Consider the following 25,705-nt stretch of genomic DNA (forward strand, 5'->3'; position numbering starts at 1 on the left):
GGAGAGAGGTCGGGCGGAGCGCGCCGCGGGAGCGGCGCACCGGAACGGCGAGCCGCGCGGCTCGGTACGGGTGCGTGTCGCCGTACGTCGTCGTACGTGCAGGCCGGGTCGTGCAGTTGCCCGGGCGCGGGGGAGCCGTCCGGGGTTTTACGAGGTACTGCTTCCGCCACCCTCCGCCGAGGTGGACGTTGACCGGACGGCCTCGACCAGTGGCCGGCTCGATCCGAGATGGGGGGAATCCTGCCATCTGATGACAGTCAGGTGGCCCTCATCCAGATCAAAATCGGATAACGAGGGGTCGCGCTGTCCGCTATTCGGACTTATTCCGCGCCCCTGTCACTCTGCGCATAAGTATGCAGATCGGTCCGTGCCGTCCCCGGAGGCCCGCCGCCCCCGCCTCAGATGCCCCCGTTGACCACCGCGTTCTGCGCCGCGCCGGCGCCGACGTTCCACTTGGCCAGGATCTTGTCGTACTCGCCGCTGCGGATCAGCTGGTCGATCGCCCCGGCCAGCACGTCCCGCAGCGGCCCGTCGTCCTTGCGCACCGCGATCCCGTACGGGTTGGAGGTGGACTGCCCGCCGGTCACCTCGAAGCGGGCGCCGCCGTCGGTGGTCTTCGCCGCGTAGGCGGCCACCGGGTAGTCGTTCAGGCCGGCCGCGGCGGCGCCGGAGGCGACCTCGGCCAGCGCCTTGGTGTCGGTGTCCAGCTTGTGCGGGGTCAGCGGGCGGCCGGCCCGGGTGCAGACGCCGACCTGGCGGGTGACGATCTCGTCCTGGGTGGTGCCCTGCTGGAACGCGACGGTCTTGCCGCACAGGTCGTCCAGGCCCCTGATCCCCTTGGGGTTGCCCTTCGGGACGACGATCGAGGTGCCCGCGATGAAGTAGTCCACGAAGTCCACGCCCGGGCCGGTCGGCTTGCCGGTCTCGTCCACCGCGTCCCGGCGCCGGCGGGTGTCGCTGAGCGCGGACATCGCCACGTCGTACTGCTTGGCCTGGAGGTTCGGCACCAGCTTGTCGAAGGGGGTGTCGACGAACTCGACCCGCACGTCGAGGATCCGGCCCAGGGCGGCGGCGAGGTCCGGGTCGAGGCCGGTCGGCTTGCCGTCCGGGCCGCGGAACTCCACCGGGGCGTAGTTGACGTCCATGCCGACCCGCAGCGCGCCGGCCGACCGCTGGGCCTTCGGCAGCTTGCCGCGGAGGTCCTTGACCGGGTCGCCCGGGGCGGCCTGCCCGCCGCCGCAGCCGGTCAGCAGGAGGGCCCCGGCGGCGGCCAGGGCGGCGCCGGCCGGGACCGGACGGAGGGCGTGGCGGACGTGCGGCATGAGGGCGGCTCCTGAGGGAGGGAGGTGGGGCCGCCACGGTGTCGCACGGGTGTACGCGAAATGGCGGACAAGCGATCCTGCCATCCCGCCCTGCCGGGCCCGGCGGCGGGTGTGTCAGAATTCGGTACCGGGTGACCCCCGAACGCTCGAACCAGGCCGACGAGCCCCGACAGGCTCGGGGTGCCCGGGAACGGAAGTCCTCACGCGGCTCCGTATCCGGGGCACCGGATCCCCTTCGGCCTGTGTTCACTCCTGCGGGTGCGCGTGCGCTCATGCCGTTGCCGCCGCCGGAGCCCGGCGCTTCCGACGCCGGGCCCCTGTGACGCGACAGCGCGGCGATGAACCGTACGTGACGAGGACGAAAAGGCATAGGTGCGATGCCTTCCTCCGACCTACGCTCGGCCCGGAAGCACAACGCGGACAACACAGACCCCATACAACCCTCATCCGAGGGCGCCGCCCGACGGCAGCGCCCCGACCCCGACCCCGGGTCCGCTTCGGCGTACCCGGTTTCCGGTTTCCGGACGGGTCGCCCTGCCCGTCGGCCGCGCGTCCTCGCCAGATCAATGACGAAGAGGTCATCGTGGCAGCGGAGATCATTCACAGCAGCACCCAGGACACCGAGGATCCGGTCGACGCGGTCTTCGCGCTCCACCGCGGCGGGAAGATGGAGATCCGGGCGACCGTCCCGGTGCGCGACGCGGACGACCTGTCCCTCGCCTACACCCCCGGTGTCGCCCGGGTCTGCACGGCCATCGCCGAGCAGCCGGAGCTGGTCAACGACTACACCTGGAAGTCCAACACCGTCGCGGTGGTCACCGACGGCACCGCGGTGCTGGGCCTCGGCGACATCGGCCCGCAGGCCTCGCTGCCCGTGATGGAGGGCAAGGCCATCCTGTTCAAGCAGTTCGGCGGCGTGGACGCGGTGCCGATCGCGCTCGACTGCACCGGGGTCGACGAGATCGTCGAGACCGTGGTCCGGCTGGCCCCCTCCTTCGGCGGCGTCAACCTGGAGGACATCTCCGCACCCCGCTGCTTCGAGATCGAGCGCCGGCTCCAGGAGGCCCTGGACATCCCGGTCTTCCACGACGACCAGCACGGCACCGCGATCGTCACCACCGCGGCCCTGTGGAACGCCGCCAAGGTGACGGGCCGTGAGATCGGCTCGCTGCGGGCCGTCATCTCCGGCGCCGGCGCGGCCGGCATCGCCATCGCCAAGATGCTGGTCGCGGCCGGCATCGGCGACGTGGCCGTCTGCGACCGCAAGGGCGTGGTGTACGAGGGCCGCGGCGACCTCACCGACGTCAAGGCCGAGATCGCCGGGCGGACCAACCGCACCGGCCTCAAGGGCTCGCTGGCCGACGCGATGGCCGGCGCCGACGTGTTCATCGGCGTCTCCGGCGGCACCGTGCCGGAGGAGGTCGTGGCGACCATGGCCGAGGGCGCGTTCGTCTTCGCGATGGCCAACCCCAACCCGGAGATCCACCCGGAGGTCGCCCACAAGTACGCCGCCGTGGTCGCCACCGGCCGCAGCGACTTCCCGAACCAGATCAACAACGTGCTGGCCTTCCCGGGCATCTTCGCGGGCGCCCTCCAGGTCCGCGCCTCCCGGATCACCGAGGGCATGAAGCTGGCCGCCGCCAAGGCGCTGGCGGGCGTCGTGGCCGACGAGCTGACGCCGCAGAAGGTCATCCCCTCGCCGTTCGACGAGCGGGTCGCGCCGGCGGTCACCAAGGCCGTCGCCGAGGCCGCCCGGGCGGAGGGCGTCGCCCGGATCTGACGAGGTGATCGGGGGAGCGCGCCCGCCACGGCGGCCGCTCCCCCGCGTCCCCCCGAGCGCCCGGAGGCGAGCGGGGGAGCAGCAGCCGGGACACGCGTCACACCTCCGCGTGGTTCCCGGCCCCGGCCGTCGCGGCTATCGTCCGGGGCATGTTCGCTGCCTACGCCGCACGTACCGACGCCGCCGACCCGCTGAGCGGGCTGGAGCTGGGCGACCTCCCCGAGCCGCAGGCCCGCCCCGGGTGGAGCGTGGTCACCGTCCGGGCCGCCAGCCTCAACCACCACGACCTGTGGTCGCTGCGCGGGGTCGGCCTGCCCGCCGAGCGGCTGCCGATGATCCTCGGCTGCGACGCCGCCGGCGTCGACGAGCACGGCAACGAGGTGGTCCTGCACTCGGTGATCGGCCAGAGCGGCCACGGGGTCGGCCCGGACGAGCCGCGGTCCATCCTGACCGAGCGTTACCAGGGCACCTTCGCCCAGCGGGTCGCGGTGCCCACCTGGAACCTGCTGCCCAAGCCCGCCGGGCTGAGCTTCGAGCAGGCCGCCTGCCTGCCCACCGCCTGGCTGACGGCCTACCGGATGCTGTTCACCAACGCCGGGGTCAGGCCCGGGGACACCGTCCTGGTGCAGGGGGCGGGCGGCGGCGTGGCGACCGCGCTGATCGTCCTCGGCAAGGCGGCCGGCCTGCGGGTCTGGGTCACCGGTCGGGACGAGGCCAAGCGGGCCCGGGCGGTGGAGCTCGGCGCCGACGCGGCCTTCGAGAGCGGCGCCCGGCTGCCCGAGCGGGTGGACGCGGTGCTGGAGACGGTCGGCGCCGCGACCTGGTCGCACTCGGTGAAGTCGCTGCGCCCGGGCGGCACCATCGTCATCTCGGGGGCCACCTCCGGCACCAACCCGAGCTCCGTCGAGCTGAACCGGATCTTCTTCCTGGAGCTCAGGGTGGTCGGCTCGACCATGGGCACCAAGGAGGAGCTGGCCGGGCTGCTCGCGTTCTGCGCCAACACCGGCGTCCGGCCGGTGATCGACTCGGTGCTGCCGCTGGCCGAGGCCCGGGACGGCTTCGCCCGGCTCGCCGAGGGCGACGTCTTCGGGAAGATCGTCCTCACTCCCTGACGGCACCCCGCTCCTGACGGAGCCCCACTCCCTGGCGCCTGCCCGCGGGCGTGCGGCGGCCCGGTGCCTCCCGTGACGGGGGCACCGGGCCGCAGGAGCCGTTCCGGGCTCAGCCGAGCAGCCGCTTCAGCCGCTCGCCCGCGGCGCCCAGCACCGTACGGGCCTCGGCCAGCGTGTCCGCGTTCACCCCGCCGTCCCGGGCCGCGTCGCGGACCTGGTCGCGGAAGCGGTCGAGCAGCCGCTCCAGCTCGCGGGCCGGGTCCCCGGCCGGGTCGGTGGCGGCCCACGGCGGCAGGTCGGCCGGGGTGTCGGAGCCGTCCTTGTCCAGGTCGATCCTGGTCACGGTGACCCGCTCGGCGGGCTCGGCCGGAGGCTCCTCCGCGCCGTGGCCCCAGCGGGCCGCGTCGGCCAGGCCGGCCAGGCCCTTGGTCAGCTCGGACAGGCCCTCGGCCAGCCCGGTCGGCCAGTCGCCCTTCGCGGCGTGCTCGCGCACCTGCTGCTCGACCCGGCGCTTGATCCGCAGCGCCTCCTGCTGGGCCGCGGTGCGCGAGGCCTTGGCCTGCTCGCGCAGCCGTCGGGCCTCCGCCTCGGCGGCCTTCGCCTTGGCCTTGGCGGCCTTCTCCTGCTCCCGGGCGCGCTTGGCCTGCTCCTTGGCCTGCTGCTTGAACTGGGCGAACTCCTCCTTGGCGCGCTGCCAGGACTCGTTGTCGCCCCAGGGCCCGGCCCACGGGTCGCCGGGCTCGGTGCGCTCCGGCCCGGGCGCCTGCCGGGCGGCGTTCCACAGCTCCTCGCGCAGGTCCTTGGCGCTGTCCCGGACGTCCTCGCGGATCGCCCCGGCGAGCTGCGCCACGGAGTCCCGGATCTCCACCTCCAGCTCGTCCAACTCGACCTGCCGGGCTTCGAGTTCGGCGCGCCCGGCGTCGGTCAGCCGGTACACCTTGCGGCCGCCCTCGGTGCTGTGGGCGACCAGGCCCTCCTGCTCCAGCTTGGCCAGCCGCGGGTAGACCGTCCCGGCCGAGGGGGCGTACAGGCCCTGGAACCGCTCCTCCAGGAGCCGGATCACCTCGTAGCCGTGGCGCGGGGCCTCGTCCAGCAGCTTCAGCAGGTAGAGGCGGAGCCGGCCGTGGCCGAACACAGGGGTCATCTCAGGCCTCCTTGGTGAGGTTCGGGGTGCCCGGGCCGGCCGGGAGCTCCTTGACCACGACCGGGCCGTCCTCCTCCGCCTCGGGGCGGCGCAGCACGGTGACCGCGCCGGAGACGGTGGTGACGTGGAGGCTGCCGCGGCCCTCGCCGAGGCGGCCGGAGATCTTCTTGGCGCCCCAGGTGCTGCTCATCTGGAGCTCCTCGAAGGTGCTGGAGACGTCGCCGCTGGTGGAGCCGGCCTCGACGGTGGCGTCGGCCAGCGAGGGGATCCGGATCACGACGGCGCCGCTGACGGTGTTGACCTTGACGTCGGTCTCGCCGGCCACGTCGAGGTCCAGGGTGACGGCGCCGGTGACGGTGTTGGCCTGGACCCGGTCGGCGGTGCCGGCGATCACGGTGAGCTGCCCGGAGACGGTGTTGACCTTGAGCCGGCCGCCGACCGCGTGGGCGTCCACGTCACCGGTGACGGTGCCGGCCTCGATCTGGCCGGTCACCCCGGCGAGGGTGGTGTCGCCGTTGGCGCTCTGCACCGAGACGTGCCCGCTGACGCCGCTGACGGTGGTGTCGGCCGACACGGTGCCGACCTTGACCTCGACCTCGGTCGGGACGGTCACCGTCACGGCGGCGATCCGCTTGCGCTTGAAGGAGCCGAAGAGGTCCTTCACCGAGCCGACCGACTTGAGCCGGTCGCCGAACTCGCCCCAGCTGTGGATGTCCTTGTAGGTGACCGTCAGGACGCCGTCCACCAGGGTCACGTGCAGGGGCTCGCCGGCCAGCTCGGTGACCTCCAGGCGGGTCGGGCCGTCGGCCGCCACCACGTTCACCGTGCCCTCGATGGTCCGCACGTGCAGCGCGCGCACCGGCTCGTCGAAGGTGATCCTCTCGGTGCCCTCGACCGTCCACTGGCTCATGTCCGTCGCCTCCCGTTGTCGATCGCGATGTATCGCGTTCTCTTCTAAAGACGATATATCGCGTGCTGGCAGAGTCAAGCGCCCCGACCCCCGAACCCGACCCCGATCCGTCCCCGACCCGTCCCCGAGTCCTCCCCTACGAGGCCCCCGGGGTTCCGCATCCCTCCGCACCCTTCAGCGCCCTTCCGCACCCTTCCGCGCCCGGACACGCGGGAGGCCCGGGAGGCGGTTGCCTCCCGGGCCTCGCGGCGGCCGTCACCGGGTCACTCGTCGTCCTCGTCGTCGAGCCGCGCCAGCCAGGTGGCCAGCCGCTCGACCGGGACCTCGAAGTCCGGGTTGAGGTCGACGAAGGTGCGCAGCTGCTCGGCCAGCCACCCCAGGGTGACCTCCTCCTCGCCGCGCCGGTTCTCCAGCTCCTCGATGCCTCGGTCGGTGAAGTACACGGTTCGCTCCGGTCCGGTGGGGATTGACCTGGTCAGGATAGTCCGGGCCGGTCGGCCGTCGTACCGGTGGTGGCCCGGCGAACGCCCGCGGCCCCGCCCTCCCGGTGGGGAGGACGGGGCCGCGGGCGTGGAGAGCGTCGGGCTTCGGCTCGTCAGAGCGCGAAGACCTCCTCGACCAGTGCCTGCTGCTCGGCGGCGTGCCGCTTGGCCGAGCCGACCGCCGGGGACGAGGCGGCGGTACGGGCGACGCGGCGCAGACGGGCGTCGCCGCCGGTGCGGCCGATGACGACCTGGAGGTGGTCGACCAGGTTCATCGCGATGAACGGCCAGGCACCCTGGTTGGCCGGCTCCTCCTGCGCCCAGACGAACTGGACGTTGTCGCCGTAGCGGGCCAGCTCCTCCTGGAGCTCGGCCACCGGCAGCGGGTAGAGCCGTTCGACCCGGACGATCGCGGTGTCGGTGACGCCGCGCTCGGCGCGGGCCGCCGCCAGGTCGTAGTAGAACTTGCCGGCGGTGATGACCACCTTGCGGACCTGCGCCGGGTCGACGGTGGAGTCGCCGATGACCGGGCGGAACGAGCCGGACAGGAACTCCTCCGCCGCACTCGCCGCGGCCTTCAGACGCAGCATCGACTTCGGGGTGAAGACGACCAGCGGCTTGTGGTGCGGGTTGTGCGCCTGCCAGCGCAGCAGGTGGAAGTAGTTCGACGGCAGGGTCGGCATCGCGACCGTCATGTTGTCCTGCGCGCACATCTGCAGGAAACGCTCCGGACGGGCGGACGAGTGGTCCGGTCCCTGGCCCTCGTAGCCGTGCGGCAGCAGCAGGGTGACGCCGGAGTGCTGGCCCCACTTCTGCTCGGCGGAGGCGATGTACTCGTCCACCATGGTCTGCGCGCCGTTGACGAAGTCGCCGAACTGCGCCTCCCACATGACCAGCGCGTTCGGGCGGGTCAGCGAGTAGCCGTACTCGAAGCCCATGGCCGCGTACTCCGACAGCAGGCTGTCGTAGACGGTGTAGCGGGCCTGGTCCTCGGTGAGGTACTGCAGCGGGGTGTAGTCCTCGCCGGTCTTGCGGTCGATCAGGACGGCGTGCCGCTGGCCGAAGGTGCCGCGGCGGCTGTCCTGGCCGGCCAGGCGGACCGGGTGGCCCTCCATCAGCAGCGAGCCGATGGCGAGGGTCTCGCCCATCGCCCAGTCGATGGTGTTGTCCTCGACCGAGGCGGCGCGGCGCTGCAGCTGCGGCAGCAGGCGCGGGTGGACGGTCAGCCAGTCCGGGTGGTTGACCTGCGAGGCGGCGATCCGCTTGACCATCTCCTGGGAGATGCCGGTCTGGATGCTGACCGGGAAGTCGGCCTGCGGCTTGCCGGCGGTGGCGTCGGCCGGCGCCTGGGCCGCGTCGCGGACCTCGGCGAAGACCTTCTCAAGCTGGCCCTGGAAGTCCTGGAGCGCCTGCTCCGCCTCTTCCATGGTGATGTCGCCGCGACCGATCAGGCCCTCGGTGTACAGCTTGCGCACCGAGCGCTTCTTGTCGATCAGGTCGTACATCAGCGGCTGGGTGAACGACGGGTTGTCGGCCTCGTTGTGACCGCGGCGGCGGTAGCAGATGAGGTCGATCACCACGTCCTTGTGGAACGCCTGGCGGAACTCGAAGGCGAGCCGCGCGACGCGGACCACGGCCTCCGGGTCGTCGCCGTTCACGTGGAAGATCGGGGCCTCGATCATGCGGGCCACGTCGGTGCAGTACATCGAGGAGCGCGAGGACGCCGGGGCGGCGGTGAAGCCGACCTGGTTGTTCACCACGACGTGCACGGTGCCGCCGGTGCGGTAGCCGCGCAGCTGCGACATGTTCAGGGTCTCCGCGACGACGCCCTGGCCGGCGAAGGCCGCGTCGCCGTGGACCTGGATCGGCAGCACCGGGAAGGTGGTGCCGCCCTGGTCCAGGATGTCCTGCTTGGCGCGGGCGATGCCCTCGACGACCGGGTCGACCGTCTCCAGGTGGGAGGGGTTCGCGGCGAGCGAGACCTTGATGGTCTCGCCGTCCAGGCCGGTGAAGGTGCCCTCGGAGCCCAGGTGGTACTTGACGTCGCCGGAGCCGTGCATCGACTTCGGGTCGAGGTTGCCCTCGAACTCGCCGAAGATCTTGCCGTACGGCTTGCCGACGATGTTGGCCAGCACGTTCAGGCGGCCGCGGTGGGCCATGCCGATGACGGCCTCGTCGAGGCGGTGCTCGGCGGCGGAGTCGATGGTCGCGTCCAGCAGCGCGATCAGCGACTCACCGCCCTCCAGCGAGAAGCGCTTCTGGCCGACGTACTTGGTCTGCAGGAAGGTCTCGAAGGCCTCGGCCGAGTTCAGGCGGCGGAGGATCCGCAGCTGCTCCTCGCGCTCGGGCTTCGCGTACGGCTTCTCCAGGCGCTCCTGCAGCCACTTGCGCTGCTTCGGGTCCTGGATGTGCATGTACTCGATGCCGACGGTGCGGCAGTACGTGTTGCGCAGCAGGCCGAGGATGTCGCGGAGCTTCATCATCTTCTGGCCGCCGAAGCCGCCGACCGCGAACTCGCGCTCCAGGTCCCACAGGGTGAGGCCGTGGGTGGTGACGTCCAGGTCGGGGTGCTTGCGCTGCTTGTACTCCAGCGGGTCGGTGTCGGCCATGAGGTGGCCGCGGACCCGGTAGGAGTGGATCAGCTCCATGACGCGCGCGGTCTTGTTGACCTCGTCGTCGTGGGTGGTGGCGACGTCGGTGGCCCAGCGGACCGGCTCGTACGGGATCCGCAGCGACTCGAAGATCTCGTCGTAGAAGCCCTTTTCGCCGAGCAGCAGGCGGTGGATCTCGCGCAGGAACTCGCCGGACGCCGCGCCCTGGATGACGCGGTGGTCGTAGGTCGAGGTCAGCGTCATGATCTTGGAGACGCCCAGCCGGGACAGGGTCTCCGGGGCGGAGCCCTGGAACTCGGCCGGGTACTCCATGGCGCCGACGCCGACGATGGTGCCCTGGTTCTGCATCAGGCGCGGCACGGAGTGCACGGTGCCGATGCCGCCGGGGTTGGTCAGCGAGACCGTGACGCCGGTGAAGTCGTCCATGGTCAGCTTGTTGGCGCGGGCCCGGCGGACGATGTCCTCGTAGGCCTGCCAGAAGCCGAAGAAGTCGAGCGTCTCGGCCTTCTTGATGGCCGCGACGACCAGCTGGCGGTCGCCGTTCGGCTTGACCAGGTCGATGGCCAGGCCGAGGTTGACGTGCTCCGGCTTGACCAGGAAGGCCTTGCCGTTCTCCACCTTGTAGCTGTAGTTCATGCCCGGGGCGGCCTTGATGGCCTGGACCAGGGCGTAGCCGATCAGGTGGGTGAAGGAGACCTTGCCGCCGCGGGCGCGCTGCAGGTGGTTGTTGATGACGATGCGGTTGTCGATCAACAGCTTCGCCGGCACGGCGCGGACCGAGGTCGCGGTCGGCACCTCCAGCGAGGCGTCCATGTTGGTGGCGACGGCCTTGGCCGGGCCGCGGAGCTGGATCAGCTCGGGGCCGGCGGCGGCAGCGGGCTCGGCCGGCGCCGGGGCGGCGGCCTTGGGGGCCGGGGGCGCGGCGGGCGCGGCGGCGAGCGGAGCCGGGGCGGCGGCCGGAGCCGGAGCCGGGGCGGCCGGCGCCGGAGCGGCCGGAGCCGGAGCGGCGGCGGGCGCGGCCGGAGCAGCGGCTGCGACGGCGGGCGCGGGGGCAGCGGCAGGGGTCGGCGCGGGGCCGGCCTGGGTCGCGGCCTGGGTCACTGGGGTCACCTCGGTACCGGGCTTGTAGTCGGCGAAAAAGTCCCACCAGGCTCGGTCGACCGAGTTCGGGTCCTGGAGGTACTGCTGGTAGATCTCGTCGACGAGCCACTCATTGGGGCCGAAGCCAGTGGAGCTTGCCGAGCTGTTGGGGGTTTCAGGGGACTGTGGCGACACGGCGGCAACCGCCCTCTTCCGCTTCCTTTTGGGATGTTTGGACAGCGGGGATTAAGGCTACGCCCCTGACCAGTGATCGCGCAGTCCCCGGGGCCCAGGCGTCGCCCAGATCACAGTGCTGACCTGCACTTTGGCTGAAAAAGTGCGTTAGAAAGCCGTATCTGAGGGGAACCGATCAGCGCCGAACAGGGGGCATACCGGGGCCAAAGCGGACAAAAACCCGGCCAAATCCTCTAACGATCTTCGTAGACCGCTGTGTCGGATCTGTGACAAATGTCCCGACCGTCGCTCTGACGCCGTGCGGGCAGCCGGACCTCGATCCGGCAGCCGCGCGGGGACTCGGCCACCGCGATCCGTCCGCCGTGCAGGTCCACCGCCCAGCGGGCGATGGCCAGGCCCAGTCCGGTGCCGCCGTCCGAGCCCGGTCCGGCGGCGGTCGCGGTGCCGCTGCGGCTGAACCGCTCGAAGACCCGGGAGCGGTCGGCCGGCGGGATGCCGGGGCCCTCGTCCTCGACCTCCAGCAGCAGGCCGCCCTCCTCGCCCTCCGGCCTCGCCCGCACCGTCACGGTGCCGCCGGGCGGGGAGTGCTTGCAGGCGTTGTCGACCAGGTTGGCGACCACCTGGTGGAGCCGTTCCGGGTCCGCCACGCCGGTCAGGCCGGTCGGGCTGACCTCCAGGGCCAGCCGGACGTCCCCGCGCCGGGAGAAGGCGCCGCCGGCCGTCGCGCCGTCCACGGTGACCCCGCGCAGCACGCCGTCCAGGAACTCGCGCACCTCGAAGGGGCGGGCGTCCAGGGCGACCACGCCGTCGTCGATCTTGGAGAGGTCGAGCAGGTGGGTGACCAGGCGGCCGAGCCGTTCGGTCTGCTCCAGGGCCGCCCCCAGGGTGGCCGGATTGGGCTGGACGACGCCGTCCACCACGTTCTCCAGGACGGCGCGCAGCGCGGCGATCGGTGTGCGCAGTTCGTGCGAGACGTTGGCGACCAGCTCGCGGCGGTGCCGGTCGGCGGCCTGGAGGTCGGCGGCCATGGCGTTGAAGGCGGCCGCCAGCTCGCCGATCTCGTCGCGCGAGTTCACCTCGACCCGGCGGCTGTAGTCGCCGGAGGCCATCGCGCGGGCGGCGGCCGTCATCTCGCGCAGGGGGGCGGTCAGCCCGTGCGCGAGGAACTGCATGAAGAGCAGTGAGGCGATCATGGAGAAGACCATGATGATCCGGATCTGGGTCTCGGACCGGATCGCCACGACCACCATCCCGGTGGCCAGGCACACGGAGACGATCACGAGCAGGGTGAGCTTGCCCTTGATCGAGCGGACCGGGTCGAGCGGCCGGATGTCGGCCCAGACCCGGCGGGCGGCACGGGCGGCCAGGTTCTGCGGCCGCATGTCGGCGGATTCCCCGTTGCGTTGCTGTGGAAAGGTCATCGGTTCCTTGTGGTCCCCGCGGTGTCGGCCCGCGTGGTGGCACGGCGTCGTCCGGGCTGCGGGCCCCCCGGTGGCCCGTCGCCCTGGGAGGCCCTAGGAGAGCGGGGCCTCCAGCGCGTATCCGACACCGTGGACGGTGCGGATCCAGCTGGCGCCGATCTTCCGGCGCAGCGCCTTGACGTGGCTGTCCACCGTGCGGGTGCCGGAGGCGTCGGTCCAGTCCCAGACCTCGGCCAGCAGCTGCTCGCGGGTGAGCACGGCGCGCGGCTGGGCGGCCAGGCAGGCGAGCAGGTCGAACTCGGTCGGCGTCAGGTGGACGTCGCCCGAGGCCAGCCGGACCCGGCGCTGCACGTGGTCGATCTCCAGCTCGCCGAACCGCAGGCTGCCCAGCGCGGGTGTGCGGGCGGCCTGCTGGGCGCGCTCGACGCGGCGCAGCAGGACGTTGACGCGGGCGGCCAGTTCGCGCATCGAGAACGGCTTGGTCATGTAGTCGTCCGCGCCGACGCCGAGGCCGACCAGCAGGTCCGTCTCGTCGTCGCGGGCGGTCAGCATCAGCACCGGCACCGGGCGCTGGGCCTGGATCCGGCGGCACACCTCCAGGCCGTCGAAGCCGGGCAGCATGATGTCGAGGACCACCAGGTCCGGCTGCCAGGTGTGGAAGCCGTCGACCGCGCCGGGGCCGTCGTGGGCCACGGCGACCTTGAAGCCCTCGGCGCCCAGCCGGGCGGCGATCGACTCGGCGATCGTGGGCTCGTCCTCCACCACCAGGACTCTGCGCTGGCTGCTCACAGTGCCGCCGGCGTTGTGGTTGTCCTGCTGAATCTCTGTCACGGTCACGCCACCGCCCCCAGGGCTGCGGGCCGGCCACCTGTGGGGATGGCGGGGCTCCGCTCGTAGTCTTGTTCCGTCGTGGACTGTGCCGGGTCCGCCGTCCCGTCGCGCGATCGGGAGCCGAGGACGGATGGTCGGCCGCCCACTTCTCCCGCGCACTTCGCAGCGTACGGACAGCGGATGCTTCCCGGCAGGTGGACCGGACGTTTCCGGCCCGTGGGCCGGCTGTCGGGCCGCCCTCGGACCCACTGCACGAGTGGGCACGGGCCGATACCTTACCCGTCGAATTTTCTCTGCGTAACGGTACGTATGCAGTGCAGTTGACGCCAAGTCGCCGGTCAGAGGCCCTGGTGCCCCGTTTATGGGGAGAAGGTCTGGACCAATGTCGGGAATCCGGCGGTCCGCTACGGCGACGGTCTTCACGGGCTTCTTTCAGGTGCCTCTCAGAACCTCGACGTACCGTGGCCACGTGAGCGCCCGGCCGGGCGGAATCCGCGGCGCGCGCCGGTACGTTGGGCATCCGGCGGGGAGCCGGTGGCTGCGGCGTGGAGCGGAGGCGGCATGGCGGGACTCGGGCGGGGTGCCGACGGGTACGGGAGTGCGGGGGCGCCGTACGGAATGCTCCGCCTCGGGCTGCGCACCGGCGTCCTGGAATGGCTGCTGGAACGGGTGCCGACGCCCCGGAGAACGCCCTTCACACTCGGGTACCTCGCCGTCGTGGGAGCCACCACGACCTTCGCCCGGCTCGCCGATCCGGAACTCGTCCAGCGTCTGCAGGAGGCCTCCAGTTCGGACGGCCACAACCTGCTCCAGCATCCTTTGCGCGCCCTTGTGCTGAGCGGGTTCTGGGTGGCCGGCGAGGTGTGGATGCCGTACCTGTGGGGATTCGCCCTCACCCTCGCCCCGCTGGAGCGCAGGGTCGGCCCGGCCCGGGCCGCGGCGGTGTTCGCGGCCGGGCATGTCGCGGCGACACTGCTCTCCCAGGGCGTGGTGATCACCGCGGTGGAGACCGGGCGGATGGCGCCCGAGGCGATGGACTACCTGGACATCGGGGTCAGCTACGGCGTGCTCGCCTGCCTGGGCGCGGTGGCCGGGCTGCTCTCCTGGCGCGGGCGGCTGCTCGCGCTGGGCGGCGCCGGGCTGATGATCGCCGAGCAGATCGCCACCGACAAGGACGTGATCACCGGGGTGGGGCACCCGGCCGCGGTGCTGACCGGGGTCGCGCTGTGGCGCTGGCTGCGCCGGGCCGAGCGGCGCCCGCCCCGGCCGCGCCCGGCCGCCGCGACGGCCGCGGGCGGTGCGCCCGCGCGGGTGCGTGCGGCGCGCTGACGCCGTCGCCGGTCGGACCTCCCCGGACTCGCGGGGCTCCCCGTCGGGACTTTTCGAGGCGTGTCCGGTGCTCTTTTGACGAAGTCGGGTGCCGCGCTTTCCCTGCCGATTCCTGTTCGCTCACGGCGAACAGGGGGCCGGGAACATCCGGCGCCCGTGAAGCCTTAGTCAGGTCGACTCAAGTTCACTGACTGGGGAGAGATCATGGCATCGACGTCCACACCGCTCACCCTGCCCGTGCTGCCGCTCGACGACGAGGTCGTCCTGCCGGGCATGGTCGTCCCGCTGGACCTGAAGGACACCGAGGTGCGCGCCGCCGTCGAGGCCGCCCGGGCCGCCGCCACCGGCGCCGGCAAGCCGCAGGTCCTGCTGGTCCCGCGGGTGGACGGCTCGTACGCGGCGGCCGGCACGCTGGCCACCGTGGAGCAGGTCGGCCGGCTGGCCGACGGGGAGCCGGCCGCGCTGGTGCGCGCCGTGCGCCGGGTCCGGATCGGGGTCGGCACCACCGGCCCCGGCGCCGCCCTCTGGGTGGAGACCACGCCGTTCACGGAGTCCTCGGTGGGCACCCCGGTGGCCGGCCGGGCCGCCGAGCTGGTCAAGGAGTACAAGGCGCTGTCCACCCAGTGGCTGCGCAGGCGCGGCGCCTGGCAGATCGTCGACCGGGTGGCGCAGATCGAGGGCGTCGGCGAGCTCGCCGACAACATCGGCTACGCGCCCTTCGCCACCGCCGAGCAGAAGCTCAAGGTGCTGCTGGAGGCCGACCAGGTCGCCCGCCTGGAGTACGCGCTCGCCCTGCTGCGCGACCACCTCGCCGAGGAGGAGGTCAACGACACCATCCGCAAGGACGTCGAGGAGGGCGTGGCCAAGCAGCAGAAGGAGTTCCTGCTCCGCCGCCAGCTGGAGGCCGTCCGCAAGGAGCTGGCCGAGCTGAACGGCGACCCGGCCGACGAGGAGGGCGACTACCGCGCCCGGGTCGAGGCCGCCGACCTGCCGGAGAAGGTCCGCGAGGCCGCGCTCAAGGAGGTCGACAAGCTGGAGCGCTCCTCCGACCAGTCGCCCGAGGGCTCCTGGATCCGCACCTGGCTGGACACCGTCCTGGAGCTGCCCTGGAACGAGCGCACCGAGGACGCGTACGACATCGCCGGCGCCCGCGCGGTGCTGGACGCCGACCACGCCGGCCTGGCCGACGTGAAGGAGCGGATCGTCGAGTACCTGGCCGTCCGCAAGCGCCGGGCCGACCAGGGCCTCGGGCTGATCGGCGGCCGCCGCGGGGGAGCGGTGCTGGCCCTGGTCGGGCCGCCCGGAACGGGAAAGACCTCGCTCGGAGAATCGGTGGCCCGCGCCATGGGCCGGAAGTTCGTCCGGGTCGCGCTCGGCGGCGTCCGGGACGAGGCGGAGATCCGCGGCCACCGGCGCACCTACGTCGGCGCGCTGCCCGGCCGGCTGGTGCGGGCGATCAAGGAGGCCGGCTCGATGAACCCGGTCGTCCTGCTCGACGAGATCGACAAGGTCGGCTCCGACTACCGGGGCGACCCGGCCGCCGCCCTGCTGGAGGTGCTGGACCCGGCGCAGAACCACACCTTCCGGGACCACTACCTGGAGGTCGAGCTCGACCTCTCCGACGTTGTCTTCCTCGCCACCGCCAACGTGTTGGAGTCCATCCCCGGGCCGCTGCTCGACCGGATGGAGCTGGTCCGGCTGGACGGCTACACCGAGGACGAGAAGGTCGTCATCGCCCGCGACCACCTGCTCCCGCGCCAGCTGGAGAAGGCCGGTCTGGGCGGCGGGCAGGTCACCGTGGACGAGCCGGCGCTGCGCAGGCTCGCCGGGGAGTACACCCGGGAGGCGGGCGTCCGCACCCTGGAGCGCTCGATCGCCCGGGTGCTGCGCAAGATCGCCGCGCAGGCCGAGCTGGGCGAGCGCGAGCTGCCCGCCACGGTCGGCGCCGAGGACCTGCGGGCCCTGATCGGCCGGCCGCACCACGTGCCGGAGTCCGCCCAGGAGCCGGCCGAGCGCCGTACCGCCGTCCCCGGCGTGGCCACCGGCCTCGCGGTGACCGGCGCCGGCGGCGACGTCCTCTACATCGAGGCCTCGCTGGCCGACGCCGAGACCGGCGGCACCGGGCTGACCCTCACCGGGCAGCTGGGCGACGTGATGAAGGAGTCCGCGCACATCGCGCTCTCCTACCTGCGCTCGCGCGGTGCCGAGCTGGAGCTGCCGGTCACCTCGCTGCGCGACCGCGGCGTGCACCTGCACATCCCGGCCGGGGCCATCCCCAAGGACGGGCCGAGCGCCGGCATCACCATGACCACGGCGCTGGCCTCGCTGCTCTCCGGGCGCAAGGTGCGCACCGACGTGGCGATGACCGGCGAGGTGTCGCTGACCGGGCGGGTGCTGCCGATCGGCGGGGTGAAGCAGAAGCTGCTCGCCGCCGACCGGGCCGGGGTCACCACGGTGATCATCCCCAGGCGCAACGAGGCCGACCTGGACGACGTCCCGGCCGAGGTGCTGGAGCGGCTCACCGTCCACCCGGTGGCGGACGTCCGGGAGGTGCTGGAGCTGGCGCTGGAGCCGGCCGGGGCCGCGGTGCTGGTCGCCGCCTGACCGGCTCGCCCCGGCCGCCGCTCCGACCGCCGCCCGGGCCGCCCGACCGCCGCCCGGGCCGCCCGAGCGGCGGTCCGGGCGGCCCGTCGGCGCTCCGCGGGGGCCGCGGCGGTCTGCGGGCCGCGGCGGTCTGCGGGGCCGACGGCACCCCCGCGTGCGAGACTGCGGAGATGCCGTCCCCCACGCAGCGGGCGCTGGCCCGGGTGCCCGCGCGGCTGCGCCCGTTCCTGGTGCGGCACCGCCGGCTGGTGAAGTTCCTGCTGGTCGGGAGCGGCTGCTTCGCGCTCACCACGGTGATCGACTTCGAGCTCAAGTTCACCGTGCTGGAGCACAAGCCGGTGGTCGCGCTGACCGTCGCGACGGTGATCGGCACCGTCGTCTCGTACGTGCTGAACCGCCGCTGGGCCTTCCGGGCCCTGCGGGCCGACGGCCGTCGGCGCGAGGTGCTGGTGTTCGTCCTGGTCAGCGCGGTGGCGATCGCCGTCAACGACGTCCCGCTGGCGGTCTCCCGGTACCTCCTGGACCTGCGCGAGCCGTACGTCGACCCGCTCCGGCAGGAGGTCGCGGACTTCCTCAGCGGGATGGTCGTCGGCACCTTCGTGGCGATGCTGTTCCGCTACTGGGCGATCCGGCGGTGGGTCTTCCCGCCCGCCGGGACGGCCCCGGCCGAGCCCGTCCCGGTGCCGACGACGGTGCCCCCGGAACCCGGCTACGCTGCACCCGAGATGCCACGGGATGTGCCGTAAGGACGTAAAAGGGGCGAGGTGAGCCTTGTGCACGAGTCCGACCCCGCCCGGACCGGGCCCGCCAGCCAGCAGGGGATGCGCCGGGCCAACCTGGCCCTGGTGCTCGGGACGATCGCGAGCGGGCCGCGCTCGCGCGCCGAGGTGGCCGCCGGGACGGGGCTGACCAGGGCCGCCGTCTCCTCGCTGGCCGAACAGCTGATCGCCGCCGGCCTGGTGGTCGAGGAGGGCCCCGCCGCGCCCAGCGGCAAGGTCGGCCGCCCCGGCACCGCCCTCGGCCTCAACCCGGCCGGGCCCGGCGGCCTCGGCGCCGAGATCGGCGTGCGGCACCTGGGCGCCTGCGTGGTCGACCTGCGCGGGGAGGTCCGCGCCTGGCGGCGCCGGGAGGTCTCCAACCACGGCCGCGAGCCCGCCGCCGTGATGGCCGACCTCGCCCACCTGCTGCACGAGGCCGTCGCCGAGTCGGGGCTGCGCCCGGCCGCCCTCACCCTGGCCGTGCCCGGGCTGGTCGGCGGCTCCGGCGGGATGCTCCAGCGGGCCGCCAACCTGGGCTGGCAGGACGTCCCGCTGGCCGCCGCCCTGCGCCCCGCGCTGCGGACGGCCGGGGGCGGCCTGGCCGACCTGCCGATCGAGGCGGACAACGAGGCCAACCTCGGCGGACTGGCCGAGCGCTGGCTGGGCGAGGGCCCGGAGGACTTCCTGTACGTCTCCGCCGAGGCCGGGGTCGGCGCGGCGATCGTGGTCGGCGGCCGGCTGCTGCGCGGGGCGGGCGGCTTCGCCGGGGAGTTCGGCCACGTGCCGGTGCACCCCGACGGGCCCCGCTGCGCCTGCGGGGCGCACGGCTGCCTGGAGCAGTACGCGGGCGAGGCGGCGGTGCTGCGGGCGGCCGGCCTGACCGGGGCCCGCGGCGACTGGGTGGCCCTGCTCGCCGACCGCGCCGGGGCCGGGGACGCGGCCGCCCGCGCGGCGCTGGCCGGGGCCGGTACGGCGCTCGGCACCGCGGCCGCCGGCGCGGTCAACCTGCTGGACCCGGCCGAGGTGGTGCTGGGCGGCGGCTACGCCCGGCTGGCGCCCTGGCTGCTGCCCGCGATGCGGGCCGAGCTGGCCGCCCGGGTGACGGTGCGGCCCTGGTCGGAGGAGCGGCTGACGGTCTCCCGGCTGGGCCGCCGGGGCCCGCTGCTGGGCGCGGCGGTGCGGGTCGTCCGGGCCGTCGTGGCCGACCCGGGCCCGGTCGGGTAGCGGCGGGGCCCGGCGGCAACGCGGCCGAGCCCCCGGCCGTGGCGGCCGGGGGCTCGGTGACGAGCGGGAGGAGTGCGGGGCTCAGCTCTCGGTGGCGGCCAGTTCGCGGCCGCCGGAGCGCGGGCCGCGCAGCACGGCCAGCAGGGCGACGCCGATGCCGATCAGTGCCCAGACCACCATGACCAGGATCGGCAGCCCCAGGTTGGTGGAGCCGAAGTAGGCGACCGACTTGGTGGCGGTGGTACCGGCGCCGTTGGGGATCCAGGAGCCGATCGCCCGCCAGAACGGCGGCGTCATCGGCGCCGGGTAGACCCCACCCGCGCTCGGGTTGCCGAGCACCACGAAGATCAGCACCGCGACGCCGATCCCGAGGATGTCGAACAGGCACTGCAGCGCCATGGTGAACGCGCCGACCGTGAACACCACCAGGGCGCCGATGGCGCTCAGTCCGAGGACCGAGCCCGGCAGGGCGTCCAGCACCGGCCCGGCGATCACCGTGCCGAGGACGCCGGCGCCGACCGAGTACACCGCGAGGACGCCGAGGCGGATCAGCAGGCGGTGGGTGTTGGCCGGCTTGGAGCCCGCGCTGATGCCCAGGATCGAGGCGACCAGGTAGCCGCCGACGCACCAGCCGATCACCAGGTAGAAGGCGGAGAGGCCGTTGGTGTCGCCCTTGGCGAGCGGCACCACGTCGTGGACCTTGACCGTACGGCCCTGGGACTGGTCGATCGCGGTGGTGATGGACTCGGCGGCCTTGGCGGCGGAGGTGCCGCGGGCGCTGCCGACCAGCAGGGTGTCCTGGGTGGAGGTCGGGTCCACGACCAGCGCGGCGTAGAGCTTCTGGTCCTTGATCAGCTGGGTCGCCGTCTCGGCGTCCGGCGCGGTGCTGGCGCGGACGGCGTCGTTCGGCACCGACTCCAGCGCGCCGACCAGCTTGGGGGCGACCTGCGGCGGGGCGACCACCGCGATGGAGAGGTTCTGCGGGGCGGGCTTGTGCAGTGCCCCGATGTAGGAGGTGATGAAGCCGAGCTGGAGCAGCAGCACGCCGATCACGAGCAGTGCCGCGCGCGGGGTGACCGCGCTCTTCAGTTCGGCGATGAAACCCTGCCCCGGGGCTGCCATCCACATCTCCTCGTGTAATGGGGAAAAACGGTACTTCCAGAACCGATACTTCATACCATGAAGTAGTTGGCTTGTCGCACCGGCCGCGCCGGGCCGCCGCCGGCGTCGCTGCGCGATACTGGCGCGGTGAGTGACGAGGAATCCCTGGTGGCGGTGGAGCGCGAGGTCGCGCTGATGTTCCGACGGGGCCGGGCCAGAGTGGCGGAACTCTCACGGCGGGTGCACCCCGGGCTGGAGGGGATGGCGTACAGCCTGCTCGGCTACATCGAGCAGGCCGGGCCGGTGCGGGTGACCGACGTCGGCGCGCACTTCTCGGTCGGCAAGGCGACGGTGAGCCGGCAGGTCCGGACGCTGGAGGAGCTGGGCCTGGTGGCCCGGGAGACGGACCCGCTGGACCGCCGGGCCGCGCTGGTCTCGCTCACCGAGGACGGGCGGCGGCGCTACCTGGCCGCGCAGGGCGTCCGGATGCGGCGGGTGCGCGAGGTGATGGGCGGCTGGTCGCCGGAGGACGTGACCCGTTTCGCGGAGCTGCTGCACCGCTTCAACGACGTGCTGGGGGAGTCGGCGGCCGACTGACCGGGCGGTCCCCGGCGGTGCGACAGGGCCCGTAGCTGCGGGTTTTACTTGCCCTTGAAGAAAGTTGCCTTATTCAACCATCTCGTTTTATGGTTGCTTACGGCAACGAAATTTCATGATCCGCGCATCCCGCCCGCCCGCCGAAGGACCCAGATGACCGTGACCACCGAGGCCGCGAGCGGAACCGCCGCCGCGGCCGACAGTCCCCAGATGACGCACCGGCAGGTGATGGAGGCGCTCTCCGGCCTGCTGCTCGGCCTGTTCGTGGCCGTGCTCTCCTCGACCGTCGTCTCCAACGCCCTGCCGCACATCCTGGCCGACCTGCACGGCGGCCAGTCCGCGTACACCTGGGTGATCACCGCGGCCCTGCTCACCCTTACCGCCTCCACCCCGATCTGGGGCAAGCTCTCCGACCTCGTCAGCAAGAAGCTGCTGCTCCAGATCGCCCTGCTGATCTACATCGGCACCTCGGCGCTGGCCGGCCTCTCGCAGAACACCGGCGAGCTGATCGCCTGCCGCGCGCTCCAGGGCGTCGGCGCCGGCGGTGTCGTGGCGCTCGGCCAGATCTGCCTGGCCGCGATGGTCCCGCCGCGCGAGCGCGGCCGGTACAGCGGCTACTTCGGCGCGGTCTTCGCGCTCGCCACCATCGGCGGGCCGCTGATCGGCGGCGTCATCGTGGACACCTCCTGGCTGGGCTGGCGCTGGTGCTTCTACGTCGGCATCCCGTTCGCGCTGGTCGCGATCCTGGTGGTGCAGCGCACCCTCAAGCTGCCGCTGGTCAAGCGCAAGGCGAAGATCGACTACCTGGGCGCGCTGGTCATCACCGCCTCGGTCAGCCTGCTGATGATCTGGATCACCCTGGCCGGCAAGAACTACGCCTGGCTGTCCTGGCAGACCGCGGCCATGGTCGGCGGCGGCCTGGTGCTGGGCGCCCTGGCCGTCGTGATCGAGCGCCGCGCCGCCGAGCCGATCATCCCGCCGAGCCTCTTCAAGTACCGCACCGTCACCCTGGCCGCCATCGCCAGCGTGCTGGTCGGCGTCGGGATGTACGGCGCGACCACCTTCCTCAGCCAGTACTTCCAGCTGGCCCGCGCCAAGTCCCCGACCATGGCCGGCCTGATGACCCTGCCGATGATCCTCGGCCTGGCGGTCTCCTCCGCGGTGGCCGGCCGGCTGATCACCAAGTACGGCAAGTGGAAGGCCTACCTGGTCTCCGGCACCGCGCTGCTCGCCATCGGCTTCGGCCTGCTGGGCACCGCCCGGGCCGACACGAACTACGCGCTGCTCTCCCTCTACATGGCGATCACCGGCGTCGGCCTCGGCCTGACCAGCCAGAACCTGGTGCTCGCGGTGCAGAACACGGTGCCCCGGCACGAGCTCGGCGCGGCCAGCTCGGTGGTCACCTTCTTCCGCACCATGGGCGGCGCGATGGGCGTCTCCGCGCTCGGCGCGCTGATGACCAACAAGGTCGGCCACTACCTGGCCGAGAACCTGGCCGCGGCGCACGTCCCGGCCTCGCCCGCGGCGACCGGCGGCGGCATCCCGGACCTGGCCAAGCTGCCGGCCCCGATCGTGCCGCTGGTGACGGACGCCTTCGGCCACGGCGTCGGCACCGTCTTCCTGTGGGCCGCCCCGTTCGCGGCGCTGGCCTTCGTCACCGTCCTCTTCATCCGGGAGACCGTGCTGAGGACCACCCAGGAGGGCTGACCGGCCGGCGGGACCGACCGCGGGCAGGGATGCGCGAACGGGCCGGGGAGTGTGGAGACACTCCCCGGCCCGTTCCGTTGTGCGTGGCGCGTGTGGCTAGTGGCCGGCGATCAGGGACAGCCCGTAGAGGACGACCCCGCCGCACAGGGCGAAGCAGACGTACGCGCCGGCCAGGGCCAGCCGCCCGCCGCCCGCGGCTCCGGCGGTGCCCTCGCCCGTACCGGCGGCGCTCACCGCGGCCTCGCGGCGGGACAGCGCCAGGATGCCGAGCGCGAAGACGGCGACCACGGCGACGGTGATGCCGAAGCTGAGACCGGCGGTCTGGGCCAGGGCGTTCCACTTGATGTGCATGGTGAGTGCTCCTCAGCCGGTGGCGCTCAGGCCGCGACGGTGGTCGAGGCGGGGGTGGGGGTGTTCGCGGTACCGGCCGGTGCGACCTCGACCGGGGTGACGTCGACGTCGTTGACGTTGTCCGCGCCGACCGGCTGGCGGCGGGAGATCACCCACATCGCGGCCGCGCCGGCCACCAGCACGGCACCGACCAGGGCGACGCCCCAGCTGCCCTGCTCGGCCAGCAGGGCGGCGCCGCCGGAGACCACCGCGGCGGCCGGCAGGGTCAGGCCCCAGGTGTAGACCATGCGGCGGACCAGGCTCCAGCGCAGCTCGCCCTTCGGGCCGCCGAGGCCGGCGCCCATGATGCCGCCGGAGCAGACCTGGGTGGTGGAGAGGCCGAAGCCCATGTGCGAGGAGGTCAGGATGACGGTCGCGGCGGCCGACTCGGAGGCGAAGCCCTGCGGCGGGCGGATGTCCGCCAGGCCCTTGCCCATCGAGCGGATGATCCGCCAGCCGCCCATGTAGGTGCCGAGCGCGATCGCCGCGCCGGCGGAGACGATCACCCAGGTGGGGGGCAGCGCGCCGTGCGGCAGGGCGCCGACCGAGACCAGGGTCAGGGTGATGATGCCCATCGTCTTCTGGGCGTCGTTGGTGCCGTGCGCGAGCGAGATCAGCGAGGAGGAGAAGACCTGGCCGGTCTTGAAGCCCTTCTCGGTGGTCGCGGTGTTGCCCTTGCGGGTGATCGCGTAGGCCAGCTTGGTGGCGCCCCAGGAGGCCAGTCCGGCGACGAAGGGGGACGCGACGGCCGGGATGAGGATCTTGGTGACCACGGTGTCGAAGTTGACGCCGCTCGTGCCGACGCCGACGATCGTGGCGCCGATCAGGCCGCCGTACAGGGCGTGCGAGGAGCTGGACGGCAGGCCGCGCAGCCAGGTCAGCAGGTTCCAGAGGATCGCGCCGGCCAGGGCGGCGAAGATGATCTCGGGATGGACGCCGGCCTTCTCGTTGACGATGCCGCCGGAGATGGTGGTGGCGACCTTCACGGACAGGAACGCGCCCGCGAAGTTGAGCAGGGCCGCGATGGTGACCGCGACCTTCGGACGAAGGGCCCCGGTCGCGATCGCGGTGGCGGCCGCGTTGGCGGTGTCGTGGAACCCGTTGGTGAAGTCGAAGGCGAGCGCCGTGATGATCACAACGGCTACCAGGAACGAGATGTGTTCCATACCCAAACAATCGTCGTAGTTGTCGCACGGACGTTGGTGACGTCGCGACCGTAGGTCTGCTTGGTAAACGGAAGGTGAACTGGGTCGGGAATCGTGGTTCCAATGGTTGACTCGCAGTGACCACTGGGTTTCGTCGGAGTGACATACGGCGCGCTGAGCAGGACATTAGCGAAGAACGCGCCGGTTCGACCCGGTTTGCTGAGAGCTGTCTCACAGGTCAATCGAGAATTAACCTCCCAGTCCGCATGCGCCCTGTTTCCGGTGAGTAACCCGTGGGAGGATCTGCGGGATCCGGGAAGCCGGGACAGGGGCAGTGCGCGGCGGGGAGGACCAGCCATGGGCGGGGCGGGACAGAGAGCGGAGACGGCACGCGTACGGCCCTGGGTACGGGCGGCACTGCGCTGCGGAGCCGTCCTCGCGGCCGCGGCGCTCGCGCTGCCGGTCGGCGCGGCGGCCGCCTGGGCCGCACCCGACCCGGGGGCCGGGCAGGTCGTCGCCGGCGCGGACCCGCTCGCCGACGCCAAGGCCACCCTCGGCCCGCTGCTCGACCGGCTGCACGCGCTGTACCAGAGCGCCGAGGCCGCCACCGAGCAGTACAACGGCGCCGTCGCCAAGGCGGCGGAGCAGCAGACCTCGCTCACCGACCTCCAGGGCCGGCAGGACCGCCAGCAGAAGCAGGTCGACGCCGGCACCGACATCGCCTCCCAGCTCGCCGCCGCGCAGTACCGCAACGGGTCCGCCTCGGCCTACGCCGAGCTGCTGCTCTCCAAGGACCCGTACGAGGCGGTCGTCATCGCCGAGCTGCTCGCCTCGGCCAGCCGCTCGCAGTCGGAGTTCCTGGACAAGCTGAAGAGCGACCGGGACGCGCTGGACGGGCTGAAGAAGCAGACCGAGGAGGCGCTGAAGACCTCCCAGGCGCTGGTCGCCCAGCAGGACGCGGCCAAGGCCAAGGCCGCCTCCGACCTGGCCGCCGTCGAGCAGACGGTCGCCACCCTGACCGGCGCCCAGCGGGCCGAGCTGGAGCAGCTGGAGAAGGCCAAGGCGGACGAGGCGCAGCTCGCGTTCCTCGCCTCCGGGGCGCTCGGCAAGGGCGAGCGCACGCCCTCCCAGCAGGGTCGCGGGGCGATCGCCTTCGCGCTGGCGCAGGTGGGCAAGCCGTACCTGTGGGGCGGCACCGGCCCGGACGCCTACGACTGCTCGGGCCTCACCTCGCAGGCCTGGCTGCACGCCGGCCGGCCGATCCCGCGCACCAGCCAGGAGCAGTGGGCGCAGCTGCCGCACGTGGCGCTCAACCAGCTGCGGCCCGGCGACCTGGTGGTGTACTTCCAGGACGCCTCGCACATCGGGATGTACATCGGTGGCGGGCTGATCGTGCAGGCGCCGCGGCCCGGGGCGTTCATCAAGATCTCGCCGATCGGCTCGATGCCGATCCTCGGCGCCGTCCGGCCGGACCCGACCGGTGCGGCGGACGAGGCCGGCGGCGCCTGGAAGGTGCCCGACCTCCCGGCGAACTGGGACTCCGTGACGCCGATCGCGCCGAGCCCGGCCAACCAGGTGCCGGCCCCGCCGGCCACGGGCGGCACGGTGACGCCGCCGGCCGTGCCGGGCACGCCGACCGACCCGGGCACGCCGAGCACGCCGGGCGGGACCGGTACGCCGACCGACCCGGGGACGCCGACCGGTGGCACGCCGACCACGACCCCGACCACGACCCCGACCGGGACGCCGACCGGGCCGGGCACCCCGAGCGGGACCGGCACGCCCACCCCGACCGGGACGGGCACCCCGACGGGGAGCCCGAGCGGCACCGGCTCGGCGACCGCCACGGCCGCGGGCAGTGCGACGGCGACGCTGCCGCTGGGCACCCCGACGCACTGACGCGTCGATCAGGCCATGAGGAGGCCGCCCCACGTCACCGGACGTGGGGCGGCCTTCGCGGT

Annotated in this window: 19 protein-coding genes; 9 read left to right on the plus strand and 10 right to left on the minus strand. The window is 72.9% G+C overall.

Annotation, left to right across the window (positions count from 1 at the left end; all coding sequences use genetic code 11):
- Window positions 1-398: 398 nt before the first annotated feature.
- Window positions 399-1,322 (minus strand): ABC transporter substrate-binding protein, encoded by a 924-nt coding sequence (locus AMK13_RS05995; RefSeq protein WP_074001423.1) that lies wholly within the window; start codon window positions 1,320-1,322, stop codon window positions 399-401.
- A 583-nt stretch (window positions 1,323-1,905) separates the two neighbouring features.
- Here AMK13_RS05995 and AMK13_RS06000 point away from each other — a divergent pair.
- Both AMK13_RS06000 and AMK13_RS06005 read left to right on the plus strand, forming a co-directional pair.
- The gene (locus AMK13_RS06000; protein WP_049649441.1) at window positions 1,906-3,102 is read left to right on the plus strand and encodes an NAD(P)-dependent malic enzyme; all 1,197 of its coding nucleotides are present in this window, start codon (window positions 1,906-1,908) and stop codon (window positions 3,100-3,102) included.
- A 149-nt stretch (window positions 3,103-3,251) separates the two neighbouring features.
- Window positions 3,252-4,214 (plus strand): zinc-binding dehydrogenase, encoded by a 963-nt coding sequence (locus AMK13_RS06005; protein ID WP_074001424.1) that lies wholly within the window; start codon window positions 3,252-3,254, stop codon window positions 4,212-4,214.
- Between the two features lie 109 nt (window positions 4,215-4,323).
- Here the strand turns inward: AMK13_RS06005 and AMK13_RS06010 are convergent, their stop codons facing one another.
- The 6 genes from AMK13_RS06010 to AMK13_RS06035 all read right to left on the minus strand — a co-directional run bounded on the left by AMK13_RS06010 (window position 4,324) and on the right by AMK13_RS06035 (window position 12,889).
- Complete coding sequence (locus tag AMK13_RS06010; protein WP_049649443.1) at window positions 4,324-5,358, minus strand: PadR family transcriptional regulator; 1,035 nt, start codon at window positions 5,356-5,358, stop codon at window positions 4,324-4,326.
- Window position 5,359: 1 nt separating this feature from the next.
- Window positions 5,360-6,268 (minus strand): DUF4097 family beta strand repeat-containing protein, encoded by a 909-nt coding sequence (locus tag AMK13_RS06015; protein WP_074001425.1) that lies wholly within the window; start codon window positions 6,266-6,268, stop codon window positions 5,360-5,362.
- Between the two features lie 263 nt (window positions 6,269-6,531).
- Window positions 6,532-6,711, minus strand: coding sequence for a DUF6104 family protein (locus AMK13_RS06020; protein ID WP_049649445.1), 180 nt, complete (start codon window positions 6,709-6,711; stop codon window positions 6,532-6,534).
- 152 nt (window positions 6,712-6,863) lie between these two features.
- On the minus strand, window positions 6,864-10,637 hold the full coding sequence (locus tag AMK13_RS06025) for a multifunctional oxoglutarate decarboxylase/oxoglutarate dehydrogenase thiamine pyrophosphate-binding subunit/dihydrolipoyllysine-residue succinyltransferase subunit (protein ID WP_074001426.1): 3,774 nt from the start codon (window positions 10,635-10,637) through the stop codon (window positions 6,864-6,866).
- Between the two features lie 233 nt (window positions 10,638-10,870).
- A complete protein-coding gene (locus AMK13_RS06030; RefSeq protein ID WP_079271882.1) occupies window positions 10,871-12,058 on the minus strand; it encodes a sensor histidine kinase in 1,188 nt (395 codons plus the stop codon).
- A gap of 93 nt (window positions 12,059-12,151) precedes the next feature.
- Window positions 12,152-12,889, minus strand: a complete 738-nt coding sequence (locus AMK13_RS06035; RefSeq protein WP_181970677.1) for a response regulator transcription factor — start codon at window positions 12,887-12,889, stop codon at window positions 12,152-12,154.
- 561 nt (window positions 12,890-13,450) lie between these two features.
- Here AMK13_RS06035 and AMK13_RS06040 point away from each other — a divergent pair.
- The 4 genes from AMK13_RS06040 (at window position 13,451) to AMK13_RS06055 (ending at window position 18,804) form a co-directional block, all read left to right on the plus strand.
- Entirely contained in the window at window positions 13,451-14,218 is a 768-nt protein-coding gene (locus tag AMK13_RS06040) for a rhomboid-like protein (RefSeq protein ID WP_143204494.1), read from the plus strand.
- Window positions 14,219-14,422: 204 nt separating this feature from the next.
- On the plus strand, window positions 14,423-16,822 hold the full coding sequence (gene lon, locus AMK13_RS06045) for an endopeptidase La (RefSeq protein ID WP_074001428.1): 2,400 nt from the start codon (window positions 14,423-14,425) through the stop codon (window positions 16,820-16,822).
- 170 nt (window positions 16,823-16,992) lie between these two features.
- Window positions 16,993-17,568: a GtrA family protein gene (locus tag AMK13_RS06050; protein WP_074001429.1), complete on the plus strand. Its 576-nt coding sequence runs from the start codon at window positions 16,993-16,995 to the stop codon at window positions 17,566-17,568.
- Window positions 17,569-17,643: 75 nt separating this feature from the next.
- Entirely contained in the window at window positions 17,644-18,804 is a 1,161-nt protein-coding gene (locus AMK13_RS06055; RefSeq protein ID WP_074001571.1) for an ROK family transcriptional regulator, read from the plus strand.
- Window positions 18,805-18,885: 81 nt separating this feature from the next.
- On the opposite strand, the gene AMK13_RS06060 is transcribed toward AMK13_RS06055, so the two are convergent.
- Window positions 18,886-19,926: an ABC transporter permease gene (locus AMK13_RS06060; protein ID WP_074001430.1), complete on the minus strand. Its 1,041-nt coding sequence runs from the start codon at window positions 19,924-19,926 to the stop codon at window positions 18,886-18,888.
- Window positions 19,927-20,052: 126 nt separating this feature from the next.
- Here AMK13_RS06060 and AMK13_RS06065 point away from each other — a divergent pair, with 126 nt between their 5' ends.
- Together AMK13_RS06065 and AMK13_RS06070 are read left to right on the plus strand one after the other, a co-directional pair.
- Entirely contained in the window at window positions 20,053-20,502 is a 450-nt protein-coding gene (locus AMK13_RS06065; RefSeq protein WP_234348623.1) for a MarR family winged helix-turn-helix transcriptional regulator, read from the plus strand.
- A 153-nt stretch (window positions 20,503-20,655) separates the two neighbouring features.
- Window positions 20,656-22,209 (plus strand): MDR family MFS transporter, encoded by a 1,554-nt coding sequence (locus tag AMK13_RS06070; protein WP_074001431.1) that lies wholly within the window; start codon window positions 20,656-20,658, stop codon window positions 22,207-22,209.
- Between the two features lie 96 nt (window positions 22,210-22,305).
- On the opposite strand, the gene AMK13_RS06075 is transcribed toward AMK13_RS06070, so the two are convergent.
- Both AMK13_RS06075 and AMK13_RS06080 read right to left on the minus strand, forming a co-directional pair.
- Entirely contained in the window at window positions 22,306-22,560 is a 255-nt protein-coding gene (locus tag AMK13_RS06075; RefSeq protein ID WP_049658085.1) for a hypothetical protein, read from the minus strand.
- Window positions 22,561-22,586: 26 nt separating this feature from the next.
- Window positions 22,587-23,765, minus strand: coding sequence for an inorganic phosphate transporter (locus tag AMK13_RS06080; protein ID WP_049658086.1), 1,179 nt, complete (start codon window positions 23,763-23,765; stop codon window positions 22,587-22,589).
- Between the two features lie 336 nt (window positions 23,766-24,101).
- On the opposite strand from AMK13_RS06080, the gene AMK13_RS06085 reads away from it, so the two are divergent.
- Complete coding sequence (locus AMK13_RS06085; RefSeq protein ID WP_074001432.1) at window positions 24,102-25,643, plus strand: C40 family peptidase; 1,542 nt, start codon at window positions 24,102-24,104, stop codon at window positions 25,641-25,643.
- Window positions 25,644-25,705: the final 62 nt, after the last annotated feature.

The sequence above is a fragment of the Streptomyces sp. CB02056 genome, from assembly GCF_001905545.1.
Lineage (GTDB): Bacteria > Actinomycetota > Actinomycetes > Streptomycetales > Streptomycetaceae > Kitasatospora.